The organism is Stagnihabitans sp. (assembly GCF_964946895.1).
On the sequence record NZ_CBBQHX010000020.1, the window covers coordinates 24,594 to 42,727 of the forward strand.

21 protein-coding genes are annotated in these 18,134 nt (G+C 63.8%); 10 read left to right on the forward strand and 11 right to left on the reverse strand.

From position 1 onward, the window contains the following. Positions 1-29: 29 nt before the first annotated feature. Positions 30-317: a co-chaperone GroES gene (locus AC1Y2B_RS13810; protein WP_482253684.1), complete on the reverse strand. Its 288-nt coding sequence runs from the start codon at positions 315-317 to the stop codon at positions 30-32. A 501-nt stretch (positions 318-818) separates the two neighbouring features. Here AC1Y2B_RS13810 and AC1Y2B_RS13815 point away from each other — a divergent pair. The 9 genes from AC1Y2B_RS13815 (at position 819) to AC1Y2B_RS13855 (ending at position 8,441) form a co-directional block, all read left to right on the forward strand. Next, positions 819-1,802, forward strand: a complete 984-nt coding sequence (locus AC1Y2B_RS13815) for a TraB/GumN family protein (protein ID WP_482253685.1) — start codon at positions 819-821, stop codon at positions 1,800-1,802. Beyond that, on the forward strand, positions 1,799-2,539 hold the full coding sequence (locus AC1Y2B_RS13820) for an MBL fold metallo-hydrolase (protein ID WP_482253686.1): 741 nt from the start codon (positions 1,799-1,801) through the stop codon (positions 2,537-2,539). Before AC1Y2B_RS13815 ends, AC1Y2B_RS13820 begins: the two co-directional genes overlap by 4 nt. Continuing rightward, positions 2,530-3,384, forward strand: a complete 855-nt coding sequence (locus AC1Y2B_RS13825; RefSeq protein WP_482253687.1) for a DMT family transporter — start codon at positions 2,530-2,532, stop codon at positions 3,382-3,384. Before AC1Y2B_RS13820 ends, AC1Y2B_RS13825 begins: the two co-directional genes overlap by 10 nt. Positions 3,385-3,470: 86 nt before the next feature. After that, the gene (locus tag AC1Y2B_RS13830; RefSeq protein WP_482253688.1) at positions 3,471-4,391 is read left to right on the forward strand and encodes a manganese-dependent inorganic pyrophosphatase; all 921 of its coding nucleotides are present in this window, start codon (positions 3,471-3,473) and stop codon (positions 4,389-4,391) included. Positions 4,392-4,587: 196 nt separating this feature from the next. Continuing rightward, positions 4,588-5,460, forward strand: a complete 873-nt coding sequence (locus AC1Y2B_RS13835) for a TIGR01459 family HAD-type hydrolase (RefSeq protein WP_482253689.1) — start codon at positions 4,588-4,590, stop codon at positions 5,458-5,460. Between the two features lie 110 nt (positions 5,461-5,570). Next, positions 5,571-6,014: a MaoC family dehydratase gene (locus tag AC1Y2B_RS13840; RefSeq protein WP_482253690.1), complete on the forward strand. Its 444-nt coding sequence runs from the start codon at positions 5,571-5,573 to the stop codon at positions 6,012-6,014. 27 nt (positions 6,015-6,041) lie between these two features. Then, positions 6,042-6,959, forward strand: a complete 918-nt coding sequence (locus tag AC1Y2B_RS13845) for a bifunctional riboflavin kinase/FAD synthetase (protein ID WP_482253691.1) — start codon at positions 6,042-6,044, stop codon at positions 6,957-6,959. A 1-nt stretch (position 6,960) separates the two neighbouring features. After that, the gene (locus AC1Y2B_RS13850) at positions 6,961-7,410 is read left to right on the forward strand and encodes a YcgN family cysteine cluster protein (protein WP_482253692.1); all 450 of its coding nucleotides are present in this window, start codon (positions 6,961-6,963) and stop codon (positions 7,408-7,410) included. Further along, the gene (locus AC1Y2B_RS13855; RefSeq protein ID WP_482253693.1) at positions 7,410-8,441 is read left to right on the forward strand and encodes a threonine aldolase family protein; all 1,032 of its coding nucleotides are present in this window, start codon (positions 7,410-7,412) and stop codon (positions 8,439-8,441) included. Before AC1Y2B_RS13850 ends, AC1Y2B_RS13855 begins: the two co-directional genes overlap by 1 nt. A gap of 51 nt (positions 8,442-8,492) precedes the next feature. On the opposite strand, the gene AC1Y2B_RS13860 is transcribed toward AC1Y2B_RS13855, so the two are convergent. Together AC1Y2B_RS13860 and AC1Y2B_RS13865 are read right to left on the reverse strand one after the other, a co-directional pair. After that, positions 8,493-9,311 carry an alpha/beta fold hydrolase gene (locus tag AC1Y2B_RS13860; RefSeq protein WP_482253694.1) on the reverse strand — a complete coding sequence of 273 codons (819 nt, stop codon included), beginning with the start codon at positions 9,309-9,311 and terminating at the stop codon, positions 8,493-8,495. Continuing rightward, entirely contained in the window at positions 9,312-9,908 is a 597-nt protein-coding gene (locus AC1Y2B_RS13865; protein ID WP_482253695.1) for a DsbA family protein, read from the reverse strand. Between the two features lie 118 nt (positions 9,909-10,026). Here AC1Y2B_RS13865 and AC1Y2B_RS13870 point away from each other — a divergent pair, with 118 nt between their 5' ends. Next, positions 10,027-11,046, forward strand: coding sequence for a ribose-phosphate pyrophosphokinase (locus AC1Y2B_RS13870; protein WP_482253696.1), 1,020 nt, complete (start codon positions 10,027-10,029; stop codon positions 11,044-11,046). Between the two features lie 40 nt (positions 11,047-11,086). On the opposite strand, the gene AC1Y2B_RS13875 is transcribed toward AC1Y2B_RS13870, so the two are convergent. The 8 genes from AC1Y2B_RS13875 to AC1Y2B_RS13910 form a co-directional block, all read right to left on the reverse strand. Continuing rightward, a complete protein-coding gene (locus tag AC1Y2B_RS13875; RefSeq protein WP_482253697.1) occupies positions 11,087-11,437 on the reverse strand; it encodes an H-type lectin domain-containing protein in 351 nt (116 codons plus the stop codon). 114 nt (positions 11,438-11,551) lie between these two features. After that, a complete protein-coding gene (locus tag AC1Y2B_RS13880; RefSeq protein ID WP_482253698.1) occupies positions 11,552-11,947 on the reverse strand; it encodes a F0F1 ATP synthase subunit epsilon in 396 nt (131 codons plus the stop codon). Between the two features lie 9 nt (positions 11,948-11,956). Next, entirely contained in the window at positions 11,957-13,375 is a 1,419-nt protein-coding gene (gene atpD / locus AC1Y2B_RS13885) for a F0F1 ATP synthase subunit beta (RefSeq protein WP_482253699.1), read from the reverse strand. Positions 13,376-13,392: 17 nt separating this feature from the next. Beyond that, complete coding sequence (locus tag AC1Y2B_RS13890) at positions 13,393-14,262, reverse strand: F0F1 ATP synthase subunit gamma (protein ID WP_482253700.1); 870 nt, start codon at positions 14,260-14,262, stop codon at positions 13,393-13,395. Between the two features lie 21 nt (positions 14,263-14,283). Then, positions 14,284-15,822: a F0F1 ATP synthase subunit alpha gene (gene atpA, locus AC1Y2B_RS13895; protein ID WP_482253701.1), complete on the reverse strand. Its 1,539-nt coding sequence runs from the start codon at positions 15,820-15,822 to the stop codon at positions 14,284-14,286. Then, the gene (locus tag AC1Y2B_RS13900; protein ID WP_482253702.1) at positions 15,822-16,382 is read right to left on the reverse strand and encodes a F0F1 ATP synthase subunit delta; all 561 of its coding nucleotides are present in this window, start codon (positions 16,380-16,382) and stop codon (positions 15,822-15,824) included. Before AC1Y2B_RS13900 ends, atpA begins: the two co-directional genes overlap by 1 nt. A 270-nt stretch (positions 16,383-16,652) precedes the next feature. After that, on the reverse strand, positions 16,653-17,258 hold the full coding sequence (locus AC1Y2B_RS13905) for a hypothetical protein (RefSeq protein WP_482253703.1): 606 nt from the start codon (positions 17,256-17,258) through the stop codon (positions 16,653-16,655). Then, positions 17,255-18,061 carry a class I SAM-dependent methyltransferase gene (locus tag AC1Y2B_RS13910; protein WP_482253704.1) on the reverse strand — a complete coding sequence of 269 codons (807 nt, stop codon included), beginning with the start codon at positions 18,059-18,061 and terminating at the stop codon, positions 17,255-17,257. Before AC1Y2B_RS13910 ends, AC1Y2B_RS13905 begins: the two co-directional genes overlap by 4 nt. Positions 18,062-18,134 lie beyond the last annotated feature (73 nt).

Consider the following 18,134-nt stretch of genomic DNA (forward strand, 5'->3'; position numbering starts at 1 on the left):
GGCTTGCCCCACCTAACCGGAATTGCGACTTAGGAGATGATCCCCATGATGTCGCTTTCCTTCATGATCAGCAGGTCTTCGCCGTCCAGCTTGACCTCGGTGCCCGACCATTTGCCGAACAGGATGCGGTCGCCAGCCTTGACCGACGGTGCGATCAGCTCGCCCGAGTCCTTGCGTGCGCCTTCGCCCACGGAAATGATCTCGCCCTCGGCGGGCTTTTCCTTGGCGCTTTCCGGGATGATCAGCCCGCCAATGGTCTTTTCGGTGGCGGCGATACGCTTGACCAGCACACGGTCATGCAGCGGTTTGAAAGCCATCTGGTAACACTCCCTTAGGTTCCAGGTTCATCTTGTTTAGCACTCATGTTGGCTGAGTGCTAACGACGCATGACCTAAGCACCTGCCTTGAGTCTGTCAACACCCGGGCTGCGGAAAATCTGATCAAAGGACCCGGCAAGCGGAGGATGGCTTGCCCCGCCGCATCAAACCGGACGCGCGCCTGACGGCGCAGGTCTTGTCCTCGCCTCTGGCCTGCGGCCAACCGGCTCAGGCGTGCCTCCGGCGGGAGTATTTGGGGAAGGAGCAAATGAGGGGGCTTTGGCCCGATGGCCCCGGGCCGTGCCTGATCCGCCCCGGCATCGGCAGCCGCGTGCTGAGATTTCAAAGCGCGGCAGCCGCCGTGTCATGGCCAACTGCTGGCGCCGGCGGCTTGACAAGGAACCGAAGATCCAGCCTCACGGTCCGCCGGCACCAGACGATCCCTTCCCCCGCCCCCCCTTGCCGTGCCATCCTGCCGCCATCCCATTCCGCAGGCGCCCCATGTTTCGCACCCTTTGCCTTTGCCTCCTCCTCGCCGTTCCGGCCCAGGCTGACACCTGCCATGGCCAGAACCTGCTCACCGTCTTGCCCGCCGCCCAACTGGCCACCCTGAAGGCCAAGGCCGAGGTGCCCTTTGCCCATGGCAACCTCTGGTCCGCCACAAAAGACGGCGAGCAGATCGTACTGGCCGGCACCTATCACCTGAACGACCCGCGCTTTGCGCCAATCCTCGCCAGCCTGACGCCCTCCCTCACCCAAGCCACCGAACTTTTGGTCGAGGCCGGCCCATCCGAAGAAGCCGCCCTCAAGGCCAAAATCGCCGCCGACCCGTCGCTGATGCTTCTGGCCAAGGGCCCCACCCTGCCCGAGCAACTTTCGCCGCCGGATTGGGCCAGCCTCTCCGCCGCGTTGCAGGCGCGCGGCATGCTGCCGGTGATGGCCGCCCGGATGCAGCCCTGGCTGGTCGCCGCCCTGCTGGAAATGCCCGCCTGCATGTTCCCCTTGGCACCCGACGCCATTCAGGGCCTTGACAAGCAGCTGATCGCAAAAGCCACCGCCTTGGGCAAACCCGTCAAGGCGCTGGAGCCCTATGACGCCATCCTGTCGATCTTCGCCCAATTCTCCGCCGCCGATCAGGTGCAGATGCTGATGCAGACCGTCGCCACCGATGCGCAGTCCGACGACATGGCCACCACGCTGGGCGACAGCTATTTCGCCGGCGACAGCCGCCTGTTCTGGGAGTTTTCCCGCCAGCAGATGCTGACCCTGCCCGGCATGACACAGGCGAAGGCCGATGGCGAACTGGCCCTTGTCGACCGCGCGATGATCTCGTCGCGCAACGCCGCCTGGATCCCCGTGCTGGAGGCCGAGGCGGCGCATGGCCCGATCCTCGCCGCCTTCGGGGCCCTGCACCTGCCCGGCGACACCGGCGTGCTGAACCTTCTGGCCCAAAGGGGCTGGACCGTGACGGCGCTGACGCCGTGACCCTGCACCACGAAACGCTGACCCAAGTCCGTGCGCTGGACTTCGGCCTGTTCGATGTCGGCCCCGGCACACGGTTGATCCGCATCCCGGGCTATCTGCTGACCACCGACTCTGGCCGCCACATCCTGTTCGACACCGGCTTTCCGCCCGCCTATGCAACGGATGAACGCGCGGCGGCGCAGGCTGATGGCCTTGACCGCTTTGGCCGCCTGCACGGCTTTACCGCCGCCCAAACCGCCCAAGGCGCGCTGGCCATGCTGAACCGCGCGCCGCAGGACATCAGCCATGTCATCCTGTCGCACAGCCATATCGACCATGTGGGCTCCCTGCCGCTGTTTGCCCATGCCCAACTTATCCTGACCGCCCGCGAATGGGCCGAGCCCGCGCCCCTGTATTTCGGCACCGCCCGCCCCCTGCCATGGCCCAGGATCCGCACCCGCCAGATCCGCCGCGCCACGCAGATCTGCCACGGCCTGCGCCTGATCCCATCGCCGGGGCACACCCCGGGCCACCTCTCGGCGCTGATCAGCCTGCCCGGTGCCACGCTCCTTCTGCTCGCCGACGCCATCAACCGCATCTCGGAACCGTCCGAGGGCTTCCCGGATGCCGATGACCCGGTCACCGCCGCCAAATCCGCCGCCAAACTGCTGCGGATCGCACGGCACAGCGGGGCTACGCTGATCTACGGGCACGAGCCGTCGCAGGTCCTGCCCCTCTTGGACAAGACATGGCCCTGACGCCCGACCACCGCACCGGCCTGATCCTCGTCTTCACCTCCACCCTGGCGTGGAGCACGGCAGGCCTCTTCACCCGCGCCATCACGCAGGATGTCTTCACCGTCCTCGTCTGGCGCGGCCTGTTCGGCACCCTCGGTCTGCTTGGCGTCCTGATGCTGCAACAGGGCCCGCAGGGCTTTCGCAGCTTTGCCCGTCTGGGCCGCGCCGGCTGGGCCTATGCGCTGATCTCGGGCGCAGGGATGCTGTGCTACATCACCTCGCTGCGGCTGACCTCGGTCGCCCATGTCGCCATCATCTACGCCACCGTGCCCTTCATGACTGCCGGCCTCGGCTGGCTGATGATGCGCGAGCGTCCGTCCCGCGATGCCATCATCGCAAGCTCGGTGGCCTTCCTCGGCGCGGTCATCATGGTCGGCCTCGGCGGTGACGGCACCGTCGCCGGCGATATCCTGGCCCTGTTCATGACCCTCGGCATGGCGCTGATGATGGTCATCGCGCGCAAACACCCCGAGATCCCGACCCTGCCCGCCGGCACCGCCTCGTCGGTCATGGGCATCCTGATCTGCCTGCCCTTCGCCACCCACACCCTGCCCGCCCCCGATCAGCTTCTCCTGATGGCGGGCTTCGGCCTGATCAACTCCACCCTCGGCTTCGCCCTCTTCCTGCTGGGCTCGGCCCGGATCCCGCCGATCGAAACCGCCCTTTTGGGCGCGATGGAGGCCTCTGTCGCCCCGGTCTGGGTCTGGCTGGTCTTTGCCGAGACCCCGACCCTGCCCACCCTGATCGGCGCCGCGGTGGTGCTGGCCGCCGTCATCTGGCACATCCTGCGCTCCACCCGCAGCTGATGCCGCAATGCGGCACCCAACCCCGTGACAAAACCCGGGCCTGCCCCTATAACCCGGCCAAATTCAGCATCCCGAAGGGCATCCCCATGACCATCAAGGTTTTCGGCCACAAATCCCCCGACACCGATTCCACCGGCTCGCCGATCATCTGGGCCTGGTACCTGTCCGAGGTCAAAGGCACCCCCGCCCAACCCTTTCTGCTGGGCGAGCCCAACACCGAAGCCCTGTTCGTGCTGACCCACTGGGACCTGCCGAAACCGCAGATCCTGTCGGACGTGACCGCAGACGACACCGTGGTGATCGTTGACACCAACAACCCCGCCGAACTGCCGCCCGGGATCAATGACGCCAAAGTCGTGGGCATCATCGACCATCACATGCTGGTCGGCGGCATCAAGACCAGGTCGCCCATCGACATCACCATCCGCCCGCTGGCCTGCACCGCCACGATCCTGCATGACCTGATCGGCGCCGATCTTGCCCGCGCCCCGCGCGCCATCAAGGGCGCCATGCTGACCTGCATCCTGTCGGACACGCTGGAATTCCGCTCCCCCACCACCACGCCGCATGACAAGGCCGTGGCCGAACAGCTGGCCGCTGACCTCGGCGTCTCGATCCCCGAACTGGCCGGCCAGCTGTTTGAGGCGAAGTCCGACATCTCGGCCTTCTCCGATGCCGCCCTCCTGCGGATGGATTCCAAGGAATACACCGTCGCCGGCAAAGACCTGCGCGTCTCGGTGCTGGAAACCACCGCGCCGAAAGTCGTGCTGGACCGCAAGGCCTCGCTGATGGCCTCGATGGTCGCTGTCGCACAAGAGGACGGCGCCGATCAGGTCCTGCTTTTCGTCATCGACATCCTGAACGAAGAGGCCACCCTTCTGGTCCCCAACGCCCTCGTCAAGGACCTGGCCGAGGCCTCGTTCGGCGTCAAGGTCACCGGCGACACCGTGGTCCTGCCCGGCATCATGAGCCGCAAGAAGCAGATCATCCCCGCCCTGAAACTCTGACGCACCGCCCGATTTTTCGCAGAAAAATCGTCCTGTCTCTCCCGTCGATTTTTCGTAGAAAAATCGTGCCCTGCCGGGCCGGACCTGCTTCCGGCCCGTTACCGGCCCGAACCCCGTGTAGCTCCGCAAAAATGACGGATAAACGACGCGAACACGACGGACAAACGACGCCCCGCATCCCGCCAAAGGCCGCCCCATGACCCAGCTGATCGCCTCCCTCGCCCAGATCGCCCGCCGCTATGACGCCGTGTTTTGTGATCTCTGGGGCTGCCTGCACAATGGCAAGACCCCCTTCCCGGCCGCCGTCGCAGCCCTGCAAGCCTACCGCGCCGGCGGCGGCAAGGTGATCCTCCTGACCAACGCGCCCCGGCCAAAACCCAGCGTTATCCATCAGTTGGACCACATGCAGGTCCCCCGCGACGCCTGGGACGAGGTTGTCACCTCCGGCGATGCCACCCAATTTTCCGCCTTTTCCGGTACCTGGTCCAGGCTGGCCTTCATCGGCGCGCCCAAGGATGAACCTTTCTTCACCGATTTCCCCGATGATCTGAAGCCCGCCCCCGTTCAAAGGGTCGCCATCGAAGACGCCGAAGCCCTGATCTGCACCGGCCTCGCCCAAGACCTGACCGAGACCCCCGAGGATTACAAACTGACCCTGATGCGCGCCAAAAATGCTGAATTGCCAATGCTTTGCGCCAACCCCGACATCATTGTCGATTATGGCGACAAACGGCTTTACTGTGCCGGTGCGCTCGCCGCCGCCTACGAGGCGATGGGCGGCAAGACGCTGTATTTCGGCAAACCGCATCCGCCGATCTACGACCTCGCCCGCCGTCGTCTGGCCGCGTTGGGCACCCGCTCTGATCCGCAGATCCTCTGCATCGGCGATGGAGTCAGCACCGACATCCAGGGCGGCATGGCCGAGGGTCTTGACACGCTGTTCGTCACCGGAGGCATCTCCGCCGCAGAGTTCGGAGCGGATTCCAACAATCCTTCCAAGGACTTGCTGGAAAACTGGCTGCAAACCCGCCAGATGTCGGCCACCTTTGCCGTGGCCAAGCTTCAGTAACAAAGTTGCCAATTTCGCATCCATCGCGCAAATTTATTGCGCGATGGATTGCGCTGCGGCGCGGCATGGGTTAGCGTCTGGCGAACCAAGCCCCATCCGCAGGAAGAATCATGCTCGACAACCACGCGCCCGGCACGATCTGCATCGAAGACATAGAAATCGGCATGGTCCGCAGCCGTGCCAAGCAAATCACCGACCGTGACATCCGCCTGTTCGCCGAGGTCTCGACAGACCATAACCCTGTGCATCTGAACGATAATTACGCGCAGGACACGATCTTCGAAGGCCGCATCGCCCATGGCATGCTGACCGCCAGCCTGATTTCGGCGGTGGTGGGCGAACAGCTTCCCGGCCATGGCACGGTCTATCTCTCGCAAAACCTGCGCTTCATGGCCCCGGTCCGCCCCGGTGATCTTTTGGAAGCTTTCGTGAAAGTCGTGGCCATAGACCACGCCAAACGCCGGGTCACCCTTGAAACCCACTGCATGGTGGGCAATACCCTTGTCCTGAAAGGCGACGCGCTCGTTCTGGCGCCAAGCCGCAAGTTTGACTGACGGGGGCCTTCCCCGCATGGGGTAGAAGTGCGAATTCACAAGCATTGGCAAGGGCTTGCACCTGAAGCGCGCGGCGCCTCCGTGGCCATGGGCAACTTCGACGGCCTGCATCTGGGCCATCAGTCGGTCATCAATCTGGCCCGCAATGATGCGCCCTTGGGAATCGTCACCTTCGAACCCCACCCGCGCGAGGTGTTCCAGCCCGACGCCCCCCCCTTCCGCCTGATGAACGCCGAATCCCGCGCCAACCGTTTGGCCAAGCTTGGCGTGACGGAACTTTACGAGTTGCCCTTCTCCGAACCGCTCTACTCCCTGACGCCCGAGGCCTTCGCCCGCGACGTTCTGGCCGGCGGTCTTGGCGTGTCTCATGTCGTTGTGGGCTCGGACTTCCGCTTCGGCAAAGGCCGGGCCGGGGCCGCGCAAGACCTTGTAACGCTTGGGGAAATCCACGGTTTCAAGACCACGGTCGCAGATCTTGTGCATCATGCAGGCACCGAAATCTCCTCCACCGCCATCCGTCAGGCCTTGGCCGAGGGCCGCCCCCGCGACGCGGCCGCCATGCTTGGCCACTGGCACCGCATCGATGGCGAGGTGATCCACGGCGAAAAACGCGGCCGCCAACTCGGCTATCCGACCGCCAACATGTCGGTCAAAGGCCTGCACCTGCCCAAACTCGGCGTCTACGCGGTGCGGGTCGAGGTGTTGACGGGCCCGCAAGCCGGCCATTACATCGGTGCCGCCAGCCTTGGCGTGCGCCCGATGTTCGGCACCAATCTGCCCAATCTGGAAACCTTCATCTTTGATTTCACAGGGGATTTGTACGGTCACCACCTGTCCATCGGCCTGATCGACTACCTGCGGCCAGAGATGAAGTTTGATGGTCTGCCCGGTCTGATGACGCAGATGGCCGCCGACTGCACCCGCGCCCGCGAAATCCTGTCCTGACATGGCAGACCTGCGCCCCAAATTCTGGACCTTGCCGCTGGCCAAACTGACCGCCCCCGAGTGGGAGGCTTTGTGTGATGGCTGTGGCAAGTGCTGTCTGAACAAGCTGGAATACGAGGATACGGGTGAGGTGGAATTCACCCGCGTCGCCTGCAAACTCTTGGATGGCGAAACCTGCCGCTGCACGAAATACGCCAACCGCCACCAGTATGTGCCTGAATGCATTCGTCTTTCGCCCAAGACCCTGCCCAAGATCGCCTACTGGATGCCGCGCACTTGCGCCTACCGCCTGCTGTACGAGGGTAAAGACTTGCCCGACTGGCACCCGCTCTTGACCGGCGATCCCGAAAGCACGCACCGCGCAGGCATGTCAGTGCGCGGCTGGACCGTATCCGAAGTTGAAGTCCCCGAAGATGAGTGGGACGACTATGTCATAGATGAGAGACCCTGATGTTCTTCGCCTCCGACAACGGCTCTGGTGCCGCGCCCGAAATCCTCGCCGCCCTGACCCGCGCCAATGAGGGTTATGCCCGCAGCTACGGCGCCGACCCGATCATGGCGCGCGTGAGAACCCTTGTCCGCCAAGTGTTTGAGGCGCCCGAGGCCGAAGTTTACCTGGTTGCCACCGGCACCGCCGCCAACTCGCTTTCGATCGCGCTTCTGACCCCGCCGTGGTCCGCCGTCTTCGCCCATGCCGATGCCCACGCCGCCGTCGATGAATGCGGCGCGCCCGAATTCTTCACCGGGGGTGCCAAGATGATCCCCGTCGCCGGCGACCATGGCAAGATGACCCCCGCAACGCTGAAAGCCGCCCTCGCACGGGTGGGTGAGGCCGGGGTTCATGGCGTCCAGAAGGGCATGCTGGCGCTGACCAACGTGACCGAAGCCGGCACCGTCTACACGACCGCCGAGATCGCGGCGCTGACGAACGTGGCGAAATCGCACAACCTTCCCAGCCACTTGGACGGCGCCCGTTTCGCCAACGCCCTTGTGGCCACCGGCGCCACCCCGGCCGAGATGACCTGGAAAGCCGGCATTGACGTGCTGTCGTTGGGCGGCACCAAGAACGGTTGCCTTGGCGTCGAAGCGGTTGTGCTGTTCGACCCGACCAAGGCTTGGGAGTTCGAGTTGCGCCGCAAACGCGCCGGTCACCTCTTCTCCAAACACCGCTTTCTGTCGGCGCAGATGGAGGCCTATCTGACCGACGGCCTCTGGCTGCGACTGGCCGCGCAAGCCAATGCCATGGGCGCGCGGCTGGTCGAGGGCCTGAGCCAGATCCCCGGCACCAGCCTCTTGCACCCCGCCCCGGCCAACATGCTTTTCCCGCTTTGGCCCAAAGGCACCACCGCGCGTGCCTTGGCGCGGGGGGCGGTCTATTACCCGATGCCGGGACCAGAGGGTTTCGACCACGGCCGCCTCGTCGCCAGCTGGTCCACGACGTCGGCAGAGGTCGATGCGCTCCTCACGGCCCTGAAGCCTTAACCCCTTCATTCAGGCCCAAATATCCCGGGGGTGCGGGGGCTGGCCCCCGCCTTAGCAGGCGTCCAGATGCGCCTGCACCACAGGGGCCACATCCGCCGCGTGCGTGATCGAGACCATGTGCCCCGCCCCAGCCACTGACAGCCGCTGCACCCGAGGCAGGCGACTTGCCAGCGCGGTATGGACCGCCTCGATGATCGGCGGGCTCAGCGCGCCGTCGATCAGCAAGACGGGTACACGAAGCGCCTCCAGACCACCGGACCGCAGCAGGCCTGCCGCATCGTCCAGAAGCACCGGGTTCTGCGCCTCGATCAGGTGGATGCGGTCCAGCATGTAGGCGCGCGTGCGGTCCGCAAGTACGTCCAGCGCATCCCCCGTGCCCCAATCACCATGGAACTGGCGCAGAGCGGCGTCGCGCTGATCCGACAGGATCAACCGGGCAAACTCCAGGTGGCGGGCGCGGAACGCCGCATAGGCTGGGTTCGCCTTGGCGGCGGCAAAGATCACCGGCTCGACCAAGGTCAGGCTGCGCACCAGGTCCGGCCGGGTCAGCGCCACCCGCAGGGCCACGGTGCCGCCGAAGGAATGTCCCATCAGGTCGATGGGCTTTCCCTGCCCCAGCCGTTCGGCCAGGGCGATGGCGGACAGGGTGGCCTCGTCATGCAGATCCTGCACTCCGTCCCAAGCCGGGGCCCTGCCGTGGCCGATGTGGTCTGTCGCGGTCAGGGTCACACCGTCAAGCCGCTCGGCCAGACCGCTCCACGCCCCGGCATGGGCCAGTGAGCAGTGCAGCGCCAGCACGGGGCGCACGCCACCCTTGGCCCAGGTCCGGTGTTGTGGCGGCAGGGCGTGCAGGATCAGGTCTTCGGGCATTCAAAGCTTTCCGGACAGATGCAGGTCAAGGTCCTCCAGCCGATCCTGCCCCCAGAACCGCTCCTCGCCCACGATGTAGAATGGCACGCCGAATACACCACGCATGACCGCCTCATCAAGGTTCCTGACATAGGAATCCGCCGCTTGCAGCATGAAACGGTCCGAGATCGCCGGATCAAAGCCGTGTTCGGCCAGAATGGCCTTGACCACGTCATCCTCTGCAACGTTGCGCCCCTCAGCCCAGACGGCGCGCGGAAAGGCCTGCACGAGGCCAGCGAGATCGCCGCCGCCCGCCTGGATCGCAGCAATCACGGCGTAAGACGAGGGTGCGGGGTTGACCGGAAAATAGAAGGGCTGCAGGTCCAGCTTGACCCCCAACCGCTGGGACCAGCGCCGCAATTCCTGCAGGCGGTACTCTTTGCGGCTTTCGTGCCGTTCGGCCAGCACCTTGCCCCCGGTGCGCGGGAACAGCGCGGGACCATCCAGCGGAATGTAGCGGATCGTGGCGCCATGCCGTGCCGCAATCGCCTCCAACCGGTCACCGGCGAGATAGACGAAGGGTGAAATCGTCGCGAAAAAGTAATCTATCTGGACCATCTGACGCGCCCCCTCTGCCTTGGCTTTGCAAGACCCTAGAAGGTTGATAAGCGGTGTCAACGTCACGAATCCGTCACGGTAGGCCCCCGACGGGTGACACTGAGAGCAAGGATACTTCATGCCCGTCATAACCGAGCCGAAGCTCATCGCCGGCAACGCCAACATGACTTTGGCCAAAGCCATCGCCCGACGCATGTCCATGCATCGCGGCATGTCCGTCAATCTGGTCGATGCCCGGGTTGAACGCTTCAACGACGCCGAAATCTTCGTCGAAGTCTACGAGAATGTCCGCGGCGAGGACATGTACATCATTCAGCCCACCTCCAATCCGGCGAATGACAACCTGATGGAATTGCTGATCATCTCCGACGCGCTGCGCCGGTCGTCAGCAGACCGCATCACGGCCGTGATCCCCTACTTCGGCTACGCCCGGCAAGATCGTCGCGCCAAGGCCCGCACGCCGATCACCGCCAAGCTGGTCGCCAACATGATCACCGAGGCCGGAATTGATCGCGTTCTGACACTGGATCTGCACGCGGCGCAAATTCAGGGGTTTTTCGACATCCCAGTGGACAACCTGTACGCCTCGCCGGTGTTCGCCTTGGATATCGAGCATAACTTCAAGGACAAGATGAGCGACATCATGGTCATTTCGCCCGACGTCGGCGGTGTGGCACGGGCGCGCGAACTGGCCAAGCGGATCAATGCGCCCTTGGCCATCGTCGACAAACGGCGCGAGAAGGCCGGGGAAGTGGCAGAGATGACGGTGATCGGCCATGTCGAAGGCAAGGTCTGCATCATCGTCGATGACATCGCGGACACGGCAGGCACGCTGTGCAAGGCGGCGGACCTGTTGATGAAGAACGGCGCGAAAGAGGTGCATTCCTACATCTCGCACGGGGTGCTGTCGAAGGGGGCCGTGGCGCGTGTGGCGGGATCGGCGATGAAGTCGCTGGTAATCACCGATTCCATCGAACCGACCGACGAAGTGCGCAATTCCCCCAACATTCGTATCGTGCCGACCGCGCCGATGTTCGCCCAAGCCATCCTGAACATCTGGAACGGCACGTCGGTCTCGTCGCTGTTTGAGACGGAAACCCTCGTGCCGATCTACGAAGGCATGTACCAGCGCGGCTGAGACGACCCTGCAGGATGGGCAGATGGCCTATCCTGCCACATCAGTCGATCTCCCAATCTTCATCGTCGCGCAGCGCGCCGATCGCCGTCCAGTCGGCACGAACGCGGGCAACCCGCGTGTCGCCCCATGTCTTGAACACCAGTTCAAATCCCTTCTTGGTCACCTTTTCCGCAGAGATATCGACGCGAGAGGTGTGCCTGTGGTCGATATCCCACATCGAGATGCCGACCATGACCGACGGGTTTTGCATGAAGGCCTCTTTGAAGGTCACCAGATGCCGGCTTTCGCGTTCGCCATGTCCCGTCCACATCGGACCGCCATCGGCGAAGTCAGAAAACAGAACCCTGCTGCCCTGAAGGATGCCGATCTTGCCAGAAGTGATGCGTTTCATGCCTGCTTGCCTTTTGGCACAACTTAACCGGTAAAATCTGGCGAGAAAACGTCCAGAAATGCAAAGGCCCCGCAAAAGCGGGGCCTTTTATATCGTTTTGGCAATCAAACCCGATCAGTGAGCCGTCAGCGAGGCTTTCAGCGCCACCAGATCGGCAACCGTCTTGTCCGCCGCATCGCGGTTGGGATTGACGGCGGCAGCCTCGGAAGCGTCAGCCAGAAGCTTGTCCAGCATCGCGGTCGTGGCCTCTTCCACCGGAACGGCAAGCTCGGCCAGAACCGAGACACCGGTCGCGGAGATTTCGGCGAAACCACCGGTCACCACATAGGCCTTGGCGCCCTCGGCGCCGGAAGCGCGCAGGATGCCGGGACGCAGACCAACCAGAACGGGCGCATGCCCCTCCATCGCGGTCAGGTCGCCCTCGGCGCCCGGGATCTGAACCTCGGTCGCGGCCAGGGACGCCAGACGGCGTTCCGGGCTGACGAGGTCGAATTGCAGGGTGCCTGCCATGTGTCCCCCTTAGGCCGCAGCCGCAGCGAGACGCTGAGCCTTGGCCTTCACGTCTTCGATGCCGCCGACCATGTAGAAGGCCGCTTCCGGAAGGTGGTCATACTCGCCGTTCACAACCGCCTTGAAGGAGGCGATGGTGACGTCCAGCGGAACCTGCACACCGTCCGAGCCGGTGAAGACCTTCGCCACGTCGAACGGTTGCGACAGGAAGCGCTGGATCTTGCGGGCGCGGGCCACGGTCAGTTTGTCTTCTTCCGACAGTTCGTCCATGCCAAGGATGGCGATGATGTCCTGCAGCGACTTGTAGCGCTGCAGCGTGCCCTGCACTTGCCGCGCGACGTTGTAGTGCTCTTCGCCGATGACCGAGGGGTCCAAGAGACGCGAAGAGGAGTCCAGCGGGTCCACAGCCGGGTAGATGCCGAGTTCCGAGATGGCACGCGACAGAACCGTCGTTGCGTCCAAGTGGGCGAAGGATGTTGCCGGAGCGGGGTCGGTCAAGTCGTCGGCCGGAACGTAGATGGCCTGCACCGAGGTGATGGACCCGTTCTTGGTCGAGGTGATGCGTTCTTGCAGCGCGCCCATGTCGGTTGCCAGCGTCGGCTGATAGCCCACGGCAGACGGGATACGACCCAGAAGGGCGGACACTTCCGAACCGGCTTGGGTGAAGCGGAAGATGTTGTCCACGAAGAACAGCACGTCCGTCCCGGACTGGTCGCGGAACTGCTCGGCCAAGGTCAGGCCGGTCAGTGCCACGCGGGCACGTGCGCCCGGCGGTTCGTTCATCTGACCGTAAACCAGCGCCACCTTGGAGGCGGTCAGGTCGTCGATCTTGATAACGCCCGAGTCGATCATTTCGTGGTAAAGGTCGTTGCCTTCACGGGTCCGCTCGCCCACACCAGCGAACACGGAGTAGCCCGAGTGCACCTTGGCGATGTTGTTGATCAGTTCCATGATGAGAACCGTCTTGCCCACGCCGGCGCCGCCGAACAGGCCGATCTTGCCGCCCTTGGCGTAGGGGGCCAAGAGGTCGATAACCTTGATGCCGGTCACCAGAACCACCGATTCCGTCGCCTGTTCGGCGAAGGTCGGGGCTTTTTGGTGGATCGAGCGGTATTCGGTCGCGGTGACCGGACCCTTTTCGTCCACCGGCTCGCCGATGACGTTCAGGATGCGGCCCAGCGTGCAGTCGCCCACCGGAACCGAGATCGGCGCCCCGGTGTTGGACACCAAAGCCCCACGGACCAGACCTTCGGTGGCGTCCATGGCGATGCAGCGCACAGTGTTTTCGCCAAGGTGCTGGGCGACTTCCATCACCAGCTTCTTGCCGTTGTTATCGGTGATCACAGCGTTCAGAATCGCCGGCAGCGCGCCGTCGAACTGAACGTCGACCACGGCGCCGATCACCTGGGTGATTTTACCTTGTGACATAACGTCTCTCCGGTTCCTCAGAGCGCCTCGGCGCCCGAAATGATTTCGATAAGTTCCTTGGTGATCGCGGCCTGACGCGAGCGGTTGTAGACGATGGTCATCTTGTTGATCATGTCGCCCGCGTTGCGGGTGGCATTGTCCATCGCGCTCATCCGTGCGCCTTGTTCCGAAGCCGCATTCTCCAGCAGGGCGGTAAAGACCTGCGTCGCCACTGCACGGGGCAGCAGGTCCGCAAGGATCTGTTCTTCCGACGGTTCATAATCATAAGACGCGGCAGCCGGGGCTGCGCCTTCGAACTTGGCCGGAATGACCTGTTGGGCGGTCGGGATCTGGCTGATCACCGATTGGAAGCGGTTGTAGAACAGCGTGACCACATCACATTCGCCGTTTTCGAACCGGGCGAGGATGTCACGGGCGACGTTTTGGGCATTGATATAGCCCACGCGCTTGACTTCGCTCAGGTCGACGTGGCCGACGAAAAGGTGGCCATATTCGCGGCGCATCTGCTCGCGGCCCTTCTTGCCGACGGTGAGGATCTTCACCGTTTTGCCGGCCGCGGTCAGTTCCGCGATCTTCGCCCGGGCCAGCCGGACGATGGTCGTGTTGAAACCGCCGCAAAGACCGCGCTCTGATGTCATGACGACCATCAGATGCACCTTGTCTGCACCGCTCCCGGCCAAAAGCCGGGGGGCGCCATCGCTGGTACCGACAGAGGCGGCAAGGCCCGCCATCACCGCCGTCATCCGCTCGGCATAGGGCCGGGCGGCTTCGGCTGCGTCCTGTGCGCGGCGAAGCTTCGCCGCAGACACCATCTGCATCGCCTTCGTGATCTTGCGCGTGTTCTTAACGCTGCCGATCCGGTTCTTTAAGTCCTTCAAGCTGGGCATTTTGCTGCTCCTGGGCCTGAATTACGCGAAGTCTTTGGCGAATGCGCTCAGTTCGGCCCGAATAGCTTTTTCCAGATCACCGGCGACCTTGCGATCCTTGGTGGTGATGTCCGCCAGAAGCGCTGCACCCTTGGTGCGCAGGTGCTTCAGAAGACCAGCTTCATAGCGGCCCACGTCCTTGACGGCGATCTTGTCGAGGAAGCCATTGGCACCGGCGAAGATCACGCAGACGATTTCCGCGTTGGTCAAGGGCGCGTATTGCGGTTGCTTCATCAGCTCGGTCAGGCGGGCGCCGCGGTTCAGCAGGGCTTGGGTCGAAGCGTCAAGGTCAGAGCCGAACTGCGCGAAGGCTGCCATTTCGCGGTACTGCGCCAGTTCCAGCTTCACCTTGCCAGCCACCGACTTCATGGCGTTGGTTTGGGCCGAGGACCCCACGCGCGACACCGACAGACCGGTGTTCACAGCCGGGCGGATGCCTTGGTAGAACAGTTCGCCTTCCAGGAAGATCTGGCCGTCGGTGATCGAGATCACGTTCGTCGGAATGAAGGCCGAGATGTCACCGCCTTGGGTTTCGATGATCGGCAGAGCGGTCAGCGAGCCAGAGCCATTGTCGGCATTCAGCTTGGCCGAACGCTCCAGCAGACGGGAGTGCAGGTAGAACACGTCGCCCGGGTAAGCTTCACGGCCCGGCGGGCGGCGCAGCAACAGGGACATCTGACGGTACGCCACGGCCTGCTTGGACAGATCGTCGTAGATCATCAGGGCGTGACGGCCATTGTCGCGGAAGTATTCGCCCATTGCAGTGGCGGCAAAGGGGGCGAGGAACTGCATCGGCGCCGGGTCAGAGGCGGTTGCGGCGACGACGATGGTGTAGGCCATCGCGCCGGTTTCTTCCAGCTTCTTCACCAACTGCGCCACGGTCGAGCGTTTTTGCCCGATGGCGACGTAGATGCAGTACAGCTTCTTGCCTTCATCGGCGCCAGCAGCGTCGTTGTAGACCTTCTGGTTCAGAATGGCGTCCAGCGCCACGGCGGTCTTGCCGGTCTGACGGTCGCCAATGATCAATTCGCGCTGGCCACGGCCGATCGGGATCATGGCGTCAACGGCCTTCAGGCCGGTCGCCATCGGTTCGTGCACGGACTGGCGCGGGATGATGCCCGGAGCCTTCACGTCAGCCACGCGACGCTCGGCGAACACGATCGGGCCCTTGCCGTCGATCGGGTTGCCCAATGCGTCAACCACACGGCCCAGCAGGCCGTCGCCGGCGGGCACGTCCACGATGGACTTGGTGCGCTTGACGGTGTCGCCTTCCTTGATGTCCTGGTCGGAGCCGAAGATCACGACGCCGACGTTGTCGACTTCAAGGTTCAGCGCCATCCCGCGGATACCGCCGGGGAATTCGACCATTTCACCGGCCTGGACGTTGTCCAGCCCATGAACGCGGGCGATGCCGTCACCGACGGACAACACGCGACCAACTTCGGCGACTTCGGCATCCTGACCGAAGTTCTTGATCTGCGCTTTAAGGATCGCAGAGATCTCAGCAGCCTGGATTCCCATCACCCAACCTCTTTCATTGCATTCTGGAGTGCCGCGAGCTTGGCCTTGACCGAGGTGTCGATCATGGTCGAGCCCAGCTTGACGATAAGTCCGCCGATGAGGCTTTCATCGACAGTGGTGTTCAGTTTGATGTCCTTGCCGAAGTTGGCCTTCAGCGTGGCCACCAGCGCATCGCGCTGACCGGCGGTCAGGACGGCGGCCGAAGTCACCTCGGCGGTCACTTCGCCCTTTTCCTTGGCGATGCGCGCCTTCAGGTCCTGCACCAGCTGCGGCAGGATGAACAGACGGCGCTTTTGCGCCATCAAAGCCAAGGTGTTCTGCGTCAGCGTCGAAAGGCCCATTTGGGCGGCTACCGCCGCCATGGCCGCGGATTGCTCGTCCCGGCCCACAACGGGCGAGGCGATCATCGCAGCCAGCTCGGGGCTTTCGGTCAGGACCGCGCCCAAAGCATCGGCATCGGAGTCCAGCGCCTTCAAAGCGCCGTCTTCCTTTGCCAGTTCAAATAGAGCCTGGGCATAGCGCCCGGCAATGCTGAGCGAGATGGATGCTGTTTCCGACACGTCAACCCTTCCGCTGTCTGGGCCGCCAAACTGCCGATTAAGGCAGATCAAAGGCCTCCGTTGGCGCACACATAGTGTCTGCGTCTCTTAAAGATTGCGGCGTCCATAGCAGAGCACTTGCCACCTCGCAACCAAGAATCCCGCCGTTTTGACCGGTAAGAAGGCTGCCCTTCCTCACGTCTGTCTCACGCGCCTGTGACGATGCAGAGAGGCTGGTCCAAACCCGGCGATATTGCTTGCACGCCGGCCTGCGACGCCGAAGCACCTTTGTCAGCCTGCAGGTTTGAGGGTTTGGACCAGTCGTGCCGCAAGGTCATCGTCTTGGGCAGAATCGGTCACATCGACAGTGGCAAAGCCATGCTCGGCTGCCGCCGCGTGAAGCGCCGTGTTTTCGCGCAGGGAGCGTTCGATAAACGCGTCAATCTGCCGCTGTTGGCGCCGGTCACGATTGGCGTGATCGCTGGCCTTCAGAATGCGGTGCCGCGGAATTTCGGGGTCGGCATGCAGACATATCCCGATCAGTCTTGGCGCCAGCAGTTCTCCATACAGTTCGGGCCGCAATGCCGCCCCCTCGATCACGAAGACCTCGTCTCGCTTCATGGCGCCTTCGATGGCGTGGTGTATGTGGCACTGCATGTTTTCGTGATGCACTTTCAGGAACCAGTGAATCGTCTTGGCCGAGAGGCTTTCGTAGAACTCGGCCACCTGCGGCCGCACCTCGGGCCAGGGCCGTCCGGGATGGCGCGCCAGCCCGTCGGTTGCGATGACATTGGCACCTGCCGCCGGTGCGATCCGCCCGGCCAGCGTGGTCTTGCCGGTGTGCGAGGTTCCGCAGATCAGAATTCCGGTTACAGGCGTCCTGTCTTGGCCGGTCAAGCGGCGCCGCCCTTCGGGTCGGCTGCTGTCGGATGAAAGCTGTCCGCATCCGGCACGGTCAGCCTCGGCACGGGCTGGGCCACCGGAATGCCCTCCAGCGCCTTCAGCGGACGGCGCACCATCGCCCCGATCCCTCCACGGGTCGGCGCATAGATCTGCTTGGACGCCTCCACCATCAGCACGCCCCCGGCCAGCCAGGGCGCATTGCGTCCCATCCACTCCCAGAACGCCGAGGTGCGCAGCCAGAAGCGGCCGATCGAGGGGGGGGCGAACAGCGCCGTCATCGCACGTTCCGGCGTGAACCCGTGGCGCTTGAGTTCGGTTTCCATCTGGCCCATCGAATACGGGCGACCAAAGCCGAACGGCGTCCCGTCCCCCCGCGCCCAAAGCCCCAGCCGGTTCGGCACGATGAACAACGCCCGCCCCCCGGGGCCAAGGACGCGGTAGCTTTCTTCCATCACCGCCGCCGCATTGTCAGAGGTCTCCAGCCCGTGCATCAGGATCAGCCGGTCGACAAAGCCCGTGGCCAGGGGCCATTCACTGTCTTCGCACAGCAGACTGACGTTCGGCTCGCCCAGCGGCCAGGGCATCACCCCCTGCGGCGCGGGCATAAGGGCGATGACCCGGCGGGCCTGGGCCATGTAGGGCCGCAACAGCGGCACCGCGAAGCCAAAGCCCGCCATGGTCTGCCCCGCCATCGGGGGCCACATCTCGACCACCCGCTCGCGGATCGCCTTTTGCGCCACCCGGCCAAGTGCCGTGCGATAGTAGAAATTCCGTAAGTCCAGAACGTCCAGATGCATTGCAGGCGTCTCAGGTCAGGGCCACATTGGGCCATCATAGCCATTCGCCCCCCGATTGCCATGTATGGTGTGG